The organism is Micromonospora sp. NPDC048830, assembly GCF_043198215.1.
Taxonomy (GTDB): domain Bacteria; phylum Actinomycetota; class Actinomycetes; order Mycobacteriales; family Micromonosporaceae; genus Micromonospora.
The window spans coordinates 18,728-31,704 of the sequence record NZ_JBICUP010000045.1 but is presented as its reverse complement, the minus strand read 5'-3'; the positions used below and the strand labels follow the sequence as shown (position 1 = coordinate 31,704).

The window sequence follows — 12,977 nt, the reverse complement described above, 5'->3', positions numbered from 1 at the left end:
CGCCGGAGGCACACGGGTGAGGGTCATCGGCATAGATCTCTATCGGGTCAGGCTGCCGCTAAGGTCGACCTTCGAGACCAGCTCCCACCGCAAGGACGCGATTGAGCACATCCTCGTCCGTTTCCACGACGAGTCGGGCCTCGACGGCTGGGGCGAGATCGCGTGCGGTAACGGACCGTGGTTCTCCTCGGAGTACGTCTCGACCGCCTGGGCCGTCGCCACGGAGTTCCTCGCCCCCACAGTGCTCGACCAGGAGTGGCGGCATCCCAGCGAACTGAACGCGCAGTGGTCGGGGATCGCCGGGCACCCGGCGGCGAAGGCGGGGTTCGACGGCGCGGCGTGGGACATGTCGGCCAGACGCGACGGAGTACCGCTCACGGTGGCTCTCGGTACGTCGCCGAGGACGATCCCGGTCGGCGTCTCGGTCGGCATCGAGGAGTCCAGCCGGCGCCTGGTCGAGCGCGTCGGCGGCTATCTCGACGAGGGATACCACCGGGTGAAACTCAAGATCAGGCCCGGCTGGGACGTCGAACCGGTCCGGGCGGTGCGGTGCGCGTACCCCGACCTCCTGCTGCACGTCGACGCCAACGGCGCCTACCGGCCGGGAGCCGAGTCCGACGAGGTGATGCGCCAGTTGGACGGGCTGGGGCTGGCCATGGTGGAACAGCCGTACTCCGGCCGGGATTTCGTGTCCCACGCCCGCCTGCGGCAGCGGATCGCGACACCGCTGTGCCTCGATGAGTCCGTTGAGGACGCTGCCGACCTGGAGACAATGCTCGCGCTGGACGCGGCACAGGTGGTCAACATCAAGGTTTCCCGCGTGGGCGGCCTGACGCCCGCGCTGGCCCTCGCCCGGCAATGCGCCGGCAACGGCGTCGGCGTCTGGTGCGGCGGCATGCACGAGTTCGGAGTGGGCCGTGCGGCCAACATCGCCTTCGCGTGCGACCCCGCCTTCGACTACCCGAGCGACCTCTCCGGCTCCGACAAGTACTTCGCACACGATGTCGTCGATCCGCCGATCATTGCGAGGGAGGGATACGTTTCCCCAGCGCCCGGACCCGGCCTGGGCCTGGCGGTCGACCTGGCCCGGATCGAGTCGATCGCCGTCGGCATCAGCCGGCATCGAGCCCCGCGCTGACAGCCGCCCTCCTCGCTCGGCTGGGTCGTGCTTGCCGTAGCCCAGGTGCTCGTCCATCTCCGCGTCCAGCTTGGCTTCCGGGAATGCTTGGTCAACTGCCGCAGCAGCCGTCGCGGTCCAGCAGACCCAGCCCCTGCGCCCGGGCCTGTGCCGCCAACGGCCGGCCTGGACCGCCGCCGCCAGTGTGTCAAGCGTCCGTCATGACCGTTAAAGCGGTCTTCATATCTCCCATATCGGCGGCCCTTTTGTTCCTAGTTATACCGTTTCAACGACGGACCCGAGCCTGGACGACGCGCGGAACCGACTCGAACTGTGGCTCGCGTTCAAGGTGCGGGAACTGGTTCGGAGCACAGAGGTGAGCCAGTTGGCCCAAGTGGTGCGCTGAGTTGTCAAGTTGTACGTCCTGGCCAATGAAAGCGGGGAGGGCCGACGTTAGTCTCGGCAGACCATTTCACGGTTCCGCGGATGACCCGTCCGGACCGAGCCGCAGTCGTTGTCGGGGGGGGACTACGCCGGGACAGAGATTTCCGCTACGCAGAGAGGTCGTCTCGTGCATCAATCGCGATCCTCAACCCAGGTCACGTCACCCGGGAAAGATACCCCAACAGCCCATAGCGGTGGCGACGCCGGCTTCGGCAAGAAGGTCGTGGTCTCGTCGGTCGGAAAGACGTTCCGCACCGGTGGGCGGATCACGCATGCCGTGGAAGACGCGACCTTCATTGCCGAACCCGGAAAGTTCGTGTCTCTGATCGGGCCGTCAGGCTGCGGTAAGACCACCGTGATGCGCATGGTGGCCGGCCTGCTGGAGCCGAGCACCGGCACCATCACCATCGATGGCCAGAGCACCACCGCAGCTCGCAAGCAGCACGCCTACGGCTTTGTCTTCCAAGAGGCGACTCTGCTGTCGTGGCGGACCCTGCTGGCCAACGTGACCATGCCGCTGGAGGTCCTTGGCGTCGGTAAGGCCGAGCGCCGGGAACGCGGTCGGCAACTGCTCGAGCTGGTCGGGCTTGGCGACTTCCTGGGCCACTACCCGGATCAGGTCTCCGGCGGGATGCAGCAACGCTGTTCCATCGCAAGGGCTCTGTCCTTCCAGCCGGGCGTGCTACTCATGGACGAGCCGTTCGGTGCGTTGGATCTGATCACCCGTGACCGTATGGGTTTCGAGCTTCTGCGCATCTGGACCGCCGAGCGCAGCACGGTGCTGTTCGTGACGCACAGTATCGAGGAGGCGGTGCTGCTCTCCGACGTCGTGCTGGTCTTCTCCGCCCGGCCCGGCCGGATCGCCGAGGTGGTGCCGATCGAGCTGCCCCGGCCGCGCACCACCGACCAACGCGACGACCCGCGGTACCACCAGTACGTCCGCGAACTGCGAAGGATGTTGGACGCATGACGATCACTCACACTCCGCCCGACGCCGAGGCCTCCCGGGCCTCCCGTGAGTTCGTGAACCGTCGCCGGATGGGCACACCGGTGACCGCCGTGTTCTATCTGTTGCTGCTCGCCCTGTGGGAGCTTATCTGCCGGCTGGAGTTGGTAGCGGCCTACATCCTCCCGCCCCCGACCGCGATCGCTGCGGCAATGGTCGACGGCTGGGCACTGTTGCTGCACCATACGTGGGTCACCTTCGTGGAAACCACCGTCGGCTTCGTGCTGGGCTCGTTGATCGGCCTGCTCGGCGGTATCGCGATCGCTTACTCACCCCTTGTCGAGCGCCTGGTCTACCCGGCCGTCGTCATTACCCAGACCGTTCCCAAGCTCGCCTTGGCGCCGCTGTTTCTGGTGTGGTTTGGCGCCGGGCTCACCCCCAAGGTGGCCATCACGGCGCTGATCTGCCTGTTCCCGGTTTTGATCAACACGGTCACCGGAATCAAGGGCGTCGACACACGGCTTCGCCAACTGATGGCTTCGGTATCGGCGACGCGACTGCAGATCTTCCGCATGGTCGAACTGCCCACCGCCCTTCCGCACATCTTCGGCGGCCTGCAGGTCGGTATCACCCTGGCAGTGGTCGGTGCCCTGGTGGGTGAATGGGTCGGCTCATCTGAGGGCCTGGGCTACCAGATCCTGCAGGCCAACAGCCAGCTGCGGACAGCCGAAACCTTCGCCGGGCTGGTCATGATCACCCTCATGGGCATCGTGCTGTTCATGGTGGTCAGAGTGCTGGAGCGGCTGTCTCTGCCACACCAACCCCACGAGTCGGTCACTGGCCAGTCGATGTGACGCCGACCCGTCCAACCTTCTCCCTCTCCGCCTGGCCAGCGAGCTGGGAGCAATACTCCCGTACCCGCGCACGGAAGGAGCTCATGTTGCAATTCAAGAAGATCGCGGCCAGCGCTGCTGTCGGTATCCTGGCCCTTACCACGGCCGCCTGCGGGTCCGGCTCGGAGCCTGAGACCGGCGTCAACGGAATGACCGTCGTCAAACTGCGGCACTCGTGGATCCCCGACGACGTCGCGCTGCCCATCATGGTGGCCAAGGAAAAAGGCTTCTACCGCGAGGAGAAGATCGACCTGCAGGACCAAGTCGGTGACGGCAGTGCCACGGCTGCCAAGCTGGTCGCCAACGGTGACGTGCTGATCGGCACCGGCGAGGCCTCCACGGTCATCTCCTCCCGCTCCAATGGCATGGATCTGGTCAACATCGGCACCCAGTTCCAGCGCAACTCCACGGTGTTGGCTTCGATGAAGCAGAGCGGAATCAAGGACTGGAGTGACCTGAAGGGTAAGAAGATCAGCATCTCCTTCACCAGCTCCACGTATGCCGCGATGCTGGCGGCGTTCAAGAACAAGCGCGTCAACCCCGACGCGGTCAGGTTTGTCAACCTGCCTCCAGGGGCCGACCTCAAGTCCCTGCCGAGCGGCGAGATCGACGTCGCGTGCGTGTTCGTCGCCAACCTCGCACCGTTGGAATACAAGGACGACCTCAACACCCTCAGCTTCGCCGACGCCGGTGTCGGCTGGCCGTCCACCGGCTACTTCGTTCGAGCCGACACTGTCAAGAAGAATAAGGAGCTGTTGATCCGCTGGATGCGGGCGACACTCAAGGGCCTTCAGTACACCCTTGATCACCCCGACGAAGCCGGCCAGCTGATGGCCAAGGCCTACCCGGATGTCAAGGCAGACATGATCGTGGCGCGGTGGAAGCTCTCGGAGCCGTACGTGAAGGCGGCCAATGGCTCGCTCGGCACGCAGGACTTGGACGCTTGGCAGGCCGAGGAGGCAGATCTGCTCTCCGCCAAGGTCACCAAGAGGCATGTGGACGTGTCGGAAGCGGTCACGAACGAGATCGTCGACGCCGCCATGAGTGGAAAATGAGTGGAAATGCTAGTCGTCGATTGTCACGCATCGAACCACGGCTCGGTCCGGTGGGCCGGCGACCCCGCGTTGCGTTCCCTGTTCACGGACGGCCGGGTTGTTGACCGACGAGGAGTTCGACGCGCTCACGGACCGGCTGCACCGCGGCACACCGGTCGCGCTCGCCCTCCCCGACGAGGTCGCCCTGGCCCACTGTCCCGCCGGCAGGCCAGAGGAGGTTGCCAACCTTTTGCGCTCGCTGGAGTCCGCCGGGTTGACCTCGGTCAGCCTTGATCGCGGTGAGGAGATGGCCTCTGAACCGGAGATCGGGTCGGTCCTTCGAGCCCTCACCACACTGATCGCAGCACCGGCACGAGCCCGTCCTGCCCACCACACCGCTCAGGAGTTGACATGACAGCAACTGGCATGGTCCTCGATCCCCCGTACTCGGACTTTCCCACCGTCGAGTACCAGGCACGAGTGCAGCGCGCACAACTGCTGATGCGCCAGCACGGGATCGACGTTCTGCTACTGAACCAGCAGGAGAACGTCGAGTACTTCTCCGGGTTCCTGACCGGACACTGGGGGTCGAAGACCTTCGCGACCGGTGCCGTGCTGCTACACCGGAACGCCGACCCGATCCTGGTGATCCCGGACTTTTTCGTCGGCAACGCCACCCGTAGCTCATGGATCACCAACATGGTGATGTTCCCGGAGTGCCATGCCCGCCCCCGGGGATTCGCCGATTTCGTGATCGACGGCATCCGCAAACTGGGCAGCAGCACCGGTGTCATCGGCATCGAGATGGGTGACAACCTCGCCGGCGGCTGGAATCTCGCCGACTACCATGCCGTCCGAGACGGTTTGCCCGCCGCCGAGTTCCGCAGCGCCCAGGATGTGATCTGGGGCTGCCGCGCGATCAAGTCGGCAGCCGAGGTCGACCGGATGCGCGAGATCGTTCATATGACGGATCAGGGTATCCTCCGGGCCTTCGACCACACCCATGAAGGCACGACCGAGATCGAGGTCGCCTCGTGGATCACACGGACCGGTGCCGAACTCGGCGCGGACGGCGCGTCATTCCTCAACATCCGGGCTGGGCTACCCCGCTACCCGTGTGCCGACTCGCTGCCCGTGGATCGGCCGGTCGAGCTCGGTGACATGCTGTTGGTCGACGTAGGCCTGCAGAAGCGCCTTTACCAGACCGACGTCGCCTACGTCGCCCACATCGGCAAGGCACCCGACGAGCACCGACGCTTCTACGACGCCGTCATCCGTTCGCACGAGGCGATGTTGGCGGCGCTCAGGCCCGGCGTACGCGCCAAGGACGTCTACGAGATCGGCCGGAAGGTTCTGGCGGACTTCGGCTCCGGCAAGTACATCGACATGATGGGGCATGGCATCGGGATGGATGTCCACGAGCCGCCCATCATCTCCCCGTACGATGAACGCATCATCGAGCCAGGGATGCTGTTCGCCATGGAGCCTTGGCTCTACGACACAAGCCGCATCGGTCTGTTCTGCGTGGAAGAAATTGTGCACGTCACCGAGGATGGGTTGGAGACCCTGTCCAGCATTCCGCGAAACGAACTTCGCATGGTGGACGCCTGAGCCATGCCGAGCTGGCCAGCTCCGGCGGTCTGCACGCCTGTGGATGCCAGAACAGCTCGTTGGCACTGATCCGAGCTGCGAGCCGCTGGTGGCCCTGTCCTACCTGGCCGGGGTCACCAGCCCGATCCGGCTGGCCAAGGCGCTGGCCGCCGTCGACCAGTTCAGTCTGAGGCGGTTGATGGTCGGAATCGTCGCGACCAACGGTGCGGCCGGCATCGTCTCGGCTGTCCTGCACTACTACAAGGAGCCCGCGCGCGGCGGCTCGGGCGTCAACGTCATCGAGTGCTGAGCGTCGCTGTCGTCCGTTGGCTGGCGGGTCGATCGACCCGGGCGAGTTGTACGGGCTTCCCAGCGCCGGTACGGAACGCCGGTGATTGACGCCCTTGCGGGGCGAAAGACAAGGTGCCGACAGGAGTTCGCTTGTGAACCGAACACAACGAGTTCACCCCTACATCCCCAACAGCGCAGCCGCCGTCCGAACGGAGATGCTGGCCGCGGTGCGGGCCGAGACGGTGGAGGACCTCTACACGGAGATCCCGCAAGCCCTGCGGATGACGGAGTCGCTGGACCTCCCAGCGCCGCTGCCGGCGGAGGCGGATCTCGCCCGGCACGTCCACGGGCTGCTCAACCGCAACACGACCATCCGGGAATACCTGAGCTTCCTCGGCGCGGGATGCTACGACCACTTTGTCCCGACAGTGTGCGACGAGATCAACGGTCGTGCGGAGTTCCTGACCGCCTATGCCGGTGAGACGTATGAAGACCACGGCAAGTTCCAGGCGTTGTTCGAGTACACCAGCATGATGGGCGAAATGCTCGAAATGGACGTCGTCACGGTCCCCACGTACGACGGCTTCCAGGCCAGCGCCACCGCGTTGCGGGTCGCCGGTCGGGCCACTGGCCGTCGCCGCGTGCTCGTCCTGGGCCCAGTCGACCCGGACAAGATGGCCAAGATCCGCGACTATGCGCGCCCCGCCCTCGACCTCGAGCCGCTGTCGCCCGACGGCCCCGGCGGCTCCGCGCTGGTTGACGAACTCGCTACAGCCATGGGTGCCGACGTGGCTGCGGTCTACGTCGAGGTCCCGAACCACTTCGGGATGGTTGAGTCGGAACTCGCCGCGATCGGCGAGATCGCGCACGCGCACCACGCGCTTTTTGTCGTCAGTTGTGACCCGATCAGTCTCGGCGTGCTCGCGCCCCCGGCGTCGTACGGCGCGGACATCGTCTGCGGCGACATTCAGTCGCTTGGCATCCATCTGCAGTTCGGGGGCGGGCACGGTGGCTACCTCGCGCTGCATGACGACCCGATTCTGGTGATGGAGCTTCCGTCCCGGTTGCTCGGTCTGGCGCCGACGGCGGTACCCGGCGAGTTGGGGTTTACCGACGTCGCCTATGAGCGCACGTCGTTGGCGGTTCGTGAGGAGGCGAACGAGTGGGTCGGGACGGCCGCTGCGCTGTGGGGCATCACGGCCGGTAGCTATCTGGCCCTGATGGGCCCGCGGGGTATGGCGGAGCTGGGGGAGACGATTCTGGCCCGGACGCGGTACGCGATGGACGTCGTGTCGCGAGTGCCGGGCCTCACTGTCCCGTTCGTGGCGGGCAGTCACTTCCGCGAGTTCGTCGTCCGGATCGAGCGGCCGGGTGTAACCGTGGCCGAGCTCAACGCGGGGCTGCTCGCCCAGGGCATCTTCGGCGGCAAGGACCTCAGCTGTGACTTCTCCGCGCTCGGGCAGAGCGCGCTGTACTGCGTGACCGAAACGACCCGGATGGTCGATATCGATCGTCTCGGTGAGGCTCTGAAGGACATACTGCGATGAGCGGAGAGCAGCTTTTCGACAAGCCGGAGTTGCGGCGGTTCCACCAGGCCCGGTGGGACGAGTCGATGATCTTCCAGCAGGGTACGTCGGGCGAGCGCGGCGTGCTGCCGCCGCTCGCGGAGCCGGAGCTTGCGCAGGCGGTCGGGGCGCGGGCGGAGCTGCCGGCCGGGTTGCGGCGCACGGCGCCACCGACGCTGCCCGAGCTGTCCCAGATGCATGTGTTGCGACACTATCTGCGGTTGTCGCAGGAGACGCTCGGGGTCGATCTCAACATCGACATCGGGCAGGGCACATGCACGATGAAGTACAGCCCGAAAGTCAACGACAGCTTCGTACGTTCCTCGAAGGTCGCAGACCTCCACCCGCTGCAGGACGAGTCGACCGTGCAGGGGATGCTCGAGGTCATCCACCGCCTGGAGCGGATGCTCTGCGCAATTTCTGGCCTCGACCGGTTCAGCCTCCAACCAGGCTCCGGGTCGGCGGCGATCTACACCAATATCCGGATGATGCAGGCATACCATGCTTCGCGTGGTGAGGCCGAGCAGCGCGACGAGGTCATCACGACGATCTTCTCGCACCCCTCGAACGCGGCGTGTGCGAAGACCGCCGGGTACAAGGTGATCACCCTCTTTCCGGACGTCAACGGGTACCCGGACATCGAGGCGCTCAAGCAGGCCGTCTCGGAGCGTACGGCCGCCCTGCTCATCACGAACCCGGAGGACACCGGGATCTTCAACCCGAGGATCGCGGACTTCGTGCGGGTCGTGCGGGACGTGGGCGGCCTGGCTATCTACGACCAGGCGAACGCCAACGGTCTGCTCGGCATCACCCGGGCCCGTGAGGCCGGCTTTGACATGTGCCACTTCAACCTGCACAAGACCTTCTCCACACCGCACGCATGTGGCGGCCCGGCTGCCGGGGCGTGCGGTGTCACCGAAGAGCTCGCGCCGTTCCTGCCGCGGCCCACCGTGGAGTTCGACGGCACCCGGTATTACCTGGACCACGACCGGCCCATGTCGATCGGGAAGGTACGGCCTTTCCACGGTGTCACGCCGAACCTGCTGCGCGCGTACGCCTGGATCATGAGCCTGGGTTCGGAGGGGTTGCGGCAGGTCGCAGAGACCGCGGTGCTGAACAACAACTACCTGATGCGGAAGATGCTGGAGATTCCGGGCGTCACCGCGCCGTACGCCGATGGCCGGCGTCGCATCGAGCAGGCTCGTTACAGCTGGCAGCAGCTCACCGAGGAGACCGGAATCCATTCGGCGCAGATCGGCGAACGGGCCGCCGACTTCGGTGTCCACTACTGGACCAGCCACCACCCCTATGTGGTGCCCGAGCCAGCGACGCTGGAGCCGTCGGAGTCCTACTCCAAGGCGGACATCGACGAGTACGCCGCGATCATGCGCACCGTCGCCGAGGAGGCGCGCACCCGCCCCGAGGTGATCCACGGCGCTCCGCACGCGAGCACTATCCACCAGATCGACCACGACGCGATGGGCGACCCGGAGACCTGGGCGATCACGTGGCGTGCGTACCGGCGCAAGTACCTCGGTGAGCAGATGCCGCAGCCGCCCCGGTGGTCCCCGGGAGGGGATCGGCCGCAGCGGTCCGTTCGGGAGAAGGCGCGCCATCGGTAGAACGTTGCGCATCGGGCTGATCGTCAATCCGATGGCCGGTCTCGGCGGGCGGGTGGGCCTGCACGGCAGCGACAGCGCTGCGGTCCGGCGGCAGGCGCTGGCCCGCGGCGCGGTGTCGCCGGCCGCCGACCGGGCCGGGGCTGTCCTCGCCCGGCTGGCGTGCCTCGATCCGCTGCCACCTCTGGTGACGGTGGGCGGCGCGATGGGTGAGCAGGTGCTCCTCCGCCAAGGGCTGTGCCCGGAGGTCGTGTGGCGCCCTCCGGCAGGCCGGGAGACGTCTGCGCAGGACACCCGGGCCGCCGCACGCGCACTGCAGGGCGCCGGGGTGGACATCCTGCTCTTCGTCGGCGGGGACGGCACGGCCCGGGACGTCTGCGCGGCCGTCGGCACAGGTTTCCCGGCGCTCGGTGTGCCGTCCGGCGTGAAGATGCACTCGGCGGTCTTCGGTGTGTCCCCGCGGGCGTGCGCCGAGATCGTCATCGCCATGGCCGGCGGCCGCCGGGTTAGCCTCGCCGAGCGCGAGGTCGTCGACCTCGACGAGGATGCCCGACGCGCCGGCGTTCTGGCCTCGGCGGTGTTCGGCGTGCTGACGGTGCCGTACCTGCCCGAGAAGGTCCAGGCCCGGAAGGTCGGCTCCGCGGTGCGGTCCGCCGGTTCGCTGGAAGGCGCAGCCCGGGAGGTTGTCGAGCGGATGGAACCGGGACGGCGCTACGTCCTGGGACCCGGCATGACGACCGCGGCCGTCAGCCGCGCACTCGGCCTGCAGGGGTCGCTGCTGGGCGTGGACGTGGTGGCCGACGGGCGCCTCCTCGGAACGGACCTGTCCGAGCAGGAAGTGCTCCAGCTGATCGATAATCGATCGGTCGTGGTGGTTTCGCCGATCGGCGGGCAGGGCTTTCTTTTTGGCCGGGGAAACCAGCAGATCAGCCCATCTGTCCTGAGCCGGGTCGGCCGTCAGGGCATTCTTGTCGTCTGTCCCGAAGAAAAGCTTATTACGCTCGGTAGTCGCCCACTATTGGTGGATACAGGGCAAGACGTCGTAAATGACATATTTCGGGGATATGTCCGGGTGATCACGGGTTGTCGGGCGGAACTGGTCTACCCGGTACAAGCGGTGTGACAAGGGAAAACGCGCCGCCGGCAATCTTGCGTTAACGTTCGGGGAAGAGTCGAATACACGGATGGCAGTCACCCTTCGTAGCATCGTTGAGACACGTGGACTCGAGCTCACGGTAATTGCGGGCCTTGCCGGACTCGACCGGACGGTGCGGTGGGCACATGTCAGTGAGCTTCAGGAACCGGCGCCGTGGTTGGAAGGCGGCGAACTGCTCCTCACCACGGGAATCCAACTTTTTGCGAATGCGGCGAGCACCCGGACCTACATCCGTCAGCTCGCCGAATCGAACGTCGCCGCCCTCGGGCTGAGCACCGGAGCATGCGTCACGCACCAGGAGGTTCCCGCCGCGCTGATCCAGGCGGCCGACGAATTTGAGTTGCCACTCGTTCACGTGCCCGAGGCCGTACCGCTCGAGGCCATCATCCGGGCGGTTGCGCACGCCTTGGAGGAGGAGCGCAACGAACCGATGCGGCGGGCCTTCGACGCCCAGCGCGCGCTGACGGCATCGGTGGTCTCGCCCGGCGGCGTGAGCGGCATCGTCGGTGCTCTGTCGGCGGCGACGCGGATCTGGTGCGTGGTGTGCGACGTGCGCGGCGACGAACTGGCAGCCTCGTCGGCGGAAGCCCGGCGCCGGCTCCAGCCGCTGCTGCCCCAACTGCGGGACGCCCGTACGCGAGGACTGCGCAGTGCGACCGCGCTCGTGGACGTGGCGGTGAGTTCGGTCATCCTGCCGCTCGGCGTGGCCGGCCGGGTCCGGGGGTTCCTGTTGGCGGGCAAGGCCGGAGTGTTCGACCCCTACGACCGGATCCTCCTGGCCAGCGCCGCGTCGTTGCTCTCGCTGGAGCTCGAGCGCGGCTATGCGGTACACGAGGCTGCGCGCCAGCAACGGGTGCTGCTGCTGGAGTGGCTCATGAAGGGCCCGGTGCCCGATGCCGAGGCGGCGGCCCGGCTGGCTCACCGGGGTATCCGGGCGAAGCAGGTCAAGGCGGTCGTCATCGAGTCCGGCGCCGACGGGACGGGAGCCAACCCACCACCCGGCGAGCTGGTGGAACTGCTGGAGTACGTGATGCTGCCGGCGCGCCACCCGGTGCTGGCACAACACCGAAACGGCGAGGTGGTGGCACTCGCCTTCGATCCGCCGCCCGAGCTCAACGAGCGACTCGCCGAGATCGTCGCCGGCCGGCACGCCGGAATCGGTGGCACCGTTTCGCTGGGGAATGTCACGCTCAGCATCAGGCAGGCGCGCCGGGCAGCGGCGGCGGCACAGGCCCAAGGCGTGCCGGTGCTCGAGCTGACCAGTGTGCACAGCTACCGCGCACTGCTCGAGCTCGGCGATCCGTCCACGCTGTCGGCCTTCGCCGACGCGATCCTCGCCCCGCTGGACGCCCATGACCAGCAGGCGCGCCGTGCCCATCTCCTGCCGGCGCTGCGCGAGTTCCTGGCACACACGGGGAGCGCCGAGGCGGCGGCCGTCTGCTTGGGTGTGCACCGGCACACGCTGCGCCAGCGGCTGCTGCGCGTCGAGCAGGTGACCGGGCGGAGCCTGGAAGACGCCCGTGACCGGCTCGAACTGTGGCTCGCGCTGGAGGTGCGGGAACTGGTTTCCGCGCACACCGCCGAATCAGTTGGCCCAAGTGGTGCGGCACGTTGCCAAGTTGTACGTCATGGCCAATGAACCCGGCAGGGCGCGTCGTTAGGCTCGGGGCTCTCAGGGCTCCACGGACGACGTGCCCAGCGAGTGCCCATGAACATCTCGGACGGGCCCGACCCGCTGACCCGCTCACGCGAGTAGGACGACCAACATCCGCGACGCCAAGGTCGGCCGGACAGCCGAACTTGGCGTATACCGCCGGAGAGCGGTGAGCCCGGTTGGGCTTCCACAGTACGACTCGACAAATGCAAGGGCGCTAATGAAGCGAAATGTCTATACGGTCTCGGCGGTGGCCGGAGAACCTGGCGATCGCGCTCGACGCGGCCCGTGGGCAAGCCGGCGTCGAGACGCCCGGCTTCATCAAGGAGGTCTTCCCGAAGCTGGCGGCACTGTCCTGCCGGCTCTCCGGCAGCCTCAGCGGTGGGGAGCAGCAAATGCTGGCCGTGGCGCGGGCGCTGATGGCCGAACCCAGTCTCATCACCTTCGACGAGCCGTGGCTGGGCCTTGCACCCGTCGTCGTCAACGACCTCTACGCCTCGAACGAGGCGATCCGCGCCCGTGGCGTGTCGGCCCTGCTCATCGAGCAGAGATGGTCGGTCCCTCGATCGAGGGCGCCGGCCGCGTCCTCGTCATCGAGTCGGGCCGGATCGTCGGCTCGGGCGCGCCGGACGACTTCCTGAGTGTCGAGGCGCTCGGCTTCCGGTACC

12 protein-coding genes are annotated in these 12,977 nt (G+C 66.8%); all 12 read left to right on the top strand.

Annotated elements, in window-relative coordinates:
- The first annotated feature begins 16 nt into the window (after positions 1-16).
- On the top strand, positions 17-1,138 hold the full coding sequence (gene menC / locus ACGFIZ_RS28185; RefSeq protein WP_393424296.1) for an o-succinylbenzoate synthase: 1,122 nt from the start codon (positions 17-19) through the stop codon (positions 1,136-1,138).
- 550 nt (positions 1,139-1,688) lie between these two features.
- The gene (locus ACGFIZ_RS28180) at positions 1,689-2,531 is read left to right on the top strand and encodes an ABC transporter ATP-binding protein (protein ID WP_393424293.1); all 843 of its coding nucleotides are present in this window, start codon (positions 1,689-1,691) and stop codon (positions 2,529-2,531) included.
- A complete protein-coding gene (locus ACGFIZ_RS28175) occupies positions 2,528-3,361 on the top strand; it encodes an ABC transporter permease (protein ID WP_393424290.1) in 834 nt (277 codons plus the stop codon). Before ACGFIZ_RS28180 ends, ACGFIZ_RS28175 begins: the two co-directional genes overlap by 4 nt.
- An 83-nt stretch (positions 3,362-3,444) precedes the next feature.
- Positions 3,445-4,455, top strand: coding sequence for an ABC transporter substrate-binding protein (locus tag ACGFIZ_RS28170; protein ID WP_393424287.1), 1,011 nt, complete (start codon positions 3,445-3,447; stop codon positions 4,453-4,455).
- A 100-nt stretch (positions 4,456-4,555) separates the two neighbouring features.
- Positions 4,556-4,849: a hypothetical protein gene (locus ACGFIZ_RS28165; protein ID WP_393424284.1), complete on the top strand. Its 294-nt coding sequence runs from the start codon at positions 4,556-4,558 to the stop codon at positions 4,847-4,849.
- Positions 4,846-6,045 carry a M24 family metallopeptidase gene (locus ACGFIZ_RS28160; protein WP_393424281.1) on the top strand — a complete coding sequence of 400 codons (1,200 nt, stop codon included), beginning with the start codon at positions 4,846-4,848 and terminating at the stop codon, positions 6,043-6,045. The genes ACGFIZ_RS28165 and ACGFIZ_RS28160 overlap by 4 nt, the downstream gene beginning before the upstream one ends.
- 43 nt (positions 6,046-6,088) lie before the next feature.
- Positions 6,089-6,334 (top strand): hypothetical protein, encoded by a 246-nt coding sequence (locus tag ACGFIZ_RS28155; protein WP_393424278.1) that lies wholly within the window; start codon positions 6,089-6,091, stop codon positions 6,332-6,334.
- Positions 6,335-6,467: 133 nt separating this feature from the next.
- Entirely contained in the window at positions 6,468-7,862 is a 1,395-nt protein-coding gene (gene gcvPA / locus ACGFIZ_RS28150; protein ID WP_393424275.1) for an aminomethyl-transferring glycine dehydrogenase subunit GcvPA, read from the top strand.
- Entirely contained in the window at positions 7,859-9,502 is a 1,644-nt protein-coding gene (gene gcvPB / locus ACGFIZ_RS28145) for an aminomethyl-transferring glycine dehydrogenase subunit GcvPB (protein ID WP_393424272.1), read from the top strand. The genes gcvPA and gcvPB overlap by 4 nt, the downstream gene beginning before the upstream one ends.
- Positions 9,503-9,506: 4 nt before the next feature.
- A complete protein-coding gene (locus tag ACGFIZ_RS28140) occupies positions 9,507-10,622 on the top strand; it encodes an ATP-NAD kinase family protein (protein WP_393424269.1) in 1,116 nt (371 codons plus the stop codon).
- Between the two features lie 61 nt (positions 10,623-10,683).
- Positions 10,684-12,294 carry a PucR family transcriptional regulator gene (locus ACGFIZ_RS28135; protein ID WP_393424266.1) on the top strand — a complete coding sequence of 537 codons (1,611 nt, stop codon included), beginning with the start codon at positions 10,684-10,686 and terminating at the stop codon, positions 12,292-12,294.
- A 245-nt stretch (positions 12,295-12,539) separates the two neighbouring features.
- Positions 12,540-12,950, top strand: coding sequence for an ATP-binding cassette domain-containing protein (locus tag ACGFIZ_RS28130; RefSeq protein WP_393424263.1), 411 nt, complete (start codon positions 12,540-12,542; stop codon positions 12,948-12,950).
- Positions 12,951-12,977: the final 27 nt, after the last annotated feature.

Coding starts and splice junctions, on each gene's coding strand:
- ACGFIZ_RS28160 (WP_393424281.1), top strand. CDS start 4,846: ATGACAGCAACTGGCATGGTCCTCGATCCCCCGTACTCGGACTTTCCC.
- ACGFIZ_RS28170 (WP_393424287.1), top strand. CDS start 3,445: ATGTTGCAATTCAAGAAGATCGCGGCCAGCGCTGCTGTCGGTATCCTG.
- ACGFIZ_RS28130 (WP_393424263.1), top strand. CDS start 12,540: ATGTCTATACGGTCTCGGCGGTGGCCGGAGAACCTGGCGATCGCGCTC.
- ACGFIZ_RS28155 (WP_393424278.1), top strand. CDS start 6,089: ATGCCAGAACAGCTCGTTGGCACTGATCCGAGCTGCGAGCCGCTGGTG.
- gcvPB (WP_393424272.1), top strand. CDS start 7,859: ATGAGCGGAGAGCAGCTTTTCGACAAGCCGGAGTTGCGGCGGTTCCAC.
- ACGFIZ_RS28135 (WP_393424266.1), top strand. CDS start 10,684: ATGGCAGTCACCCTTCGTAGCATCGTTGAGACACGTGGACTCGAGCTC.
- ACGFIZ_RS28175 (WP_393424290.1), top strand. CDS start 2,528: ATGACGATCACTCACACTCCGCCCGACGCCGAGGCCTCCCGGGCCTCC.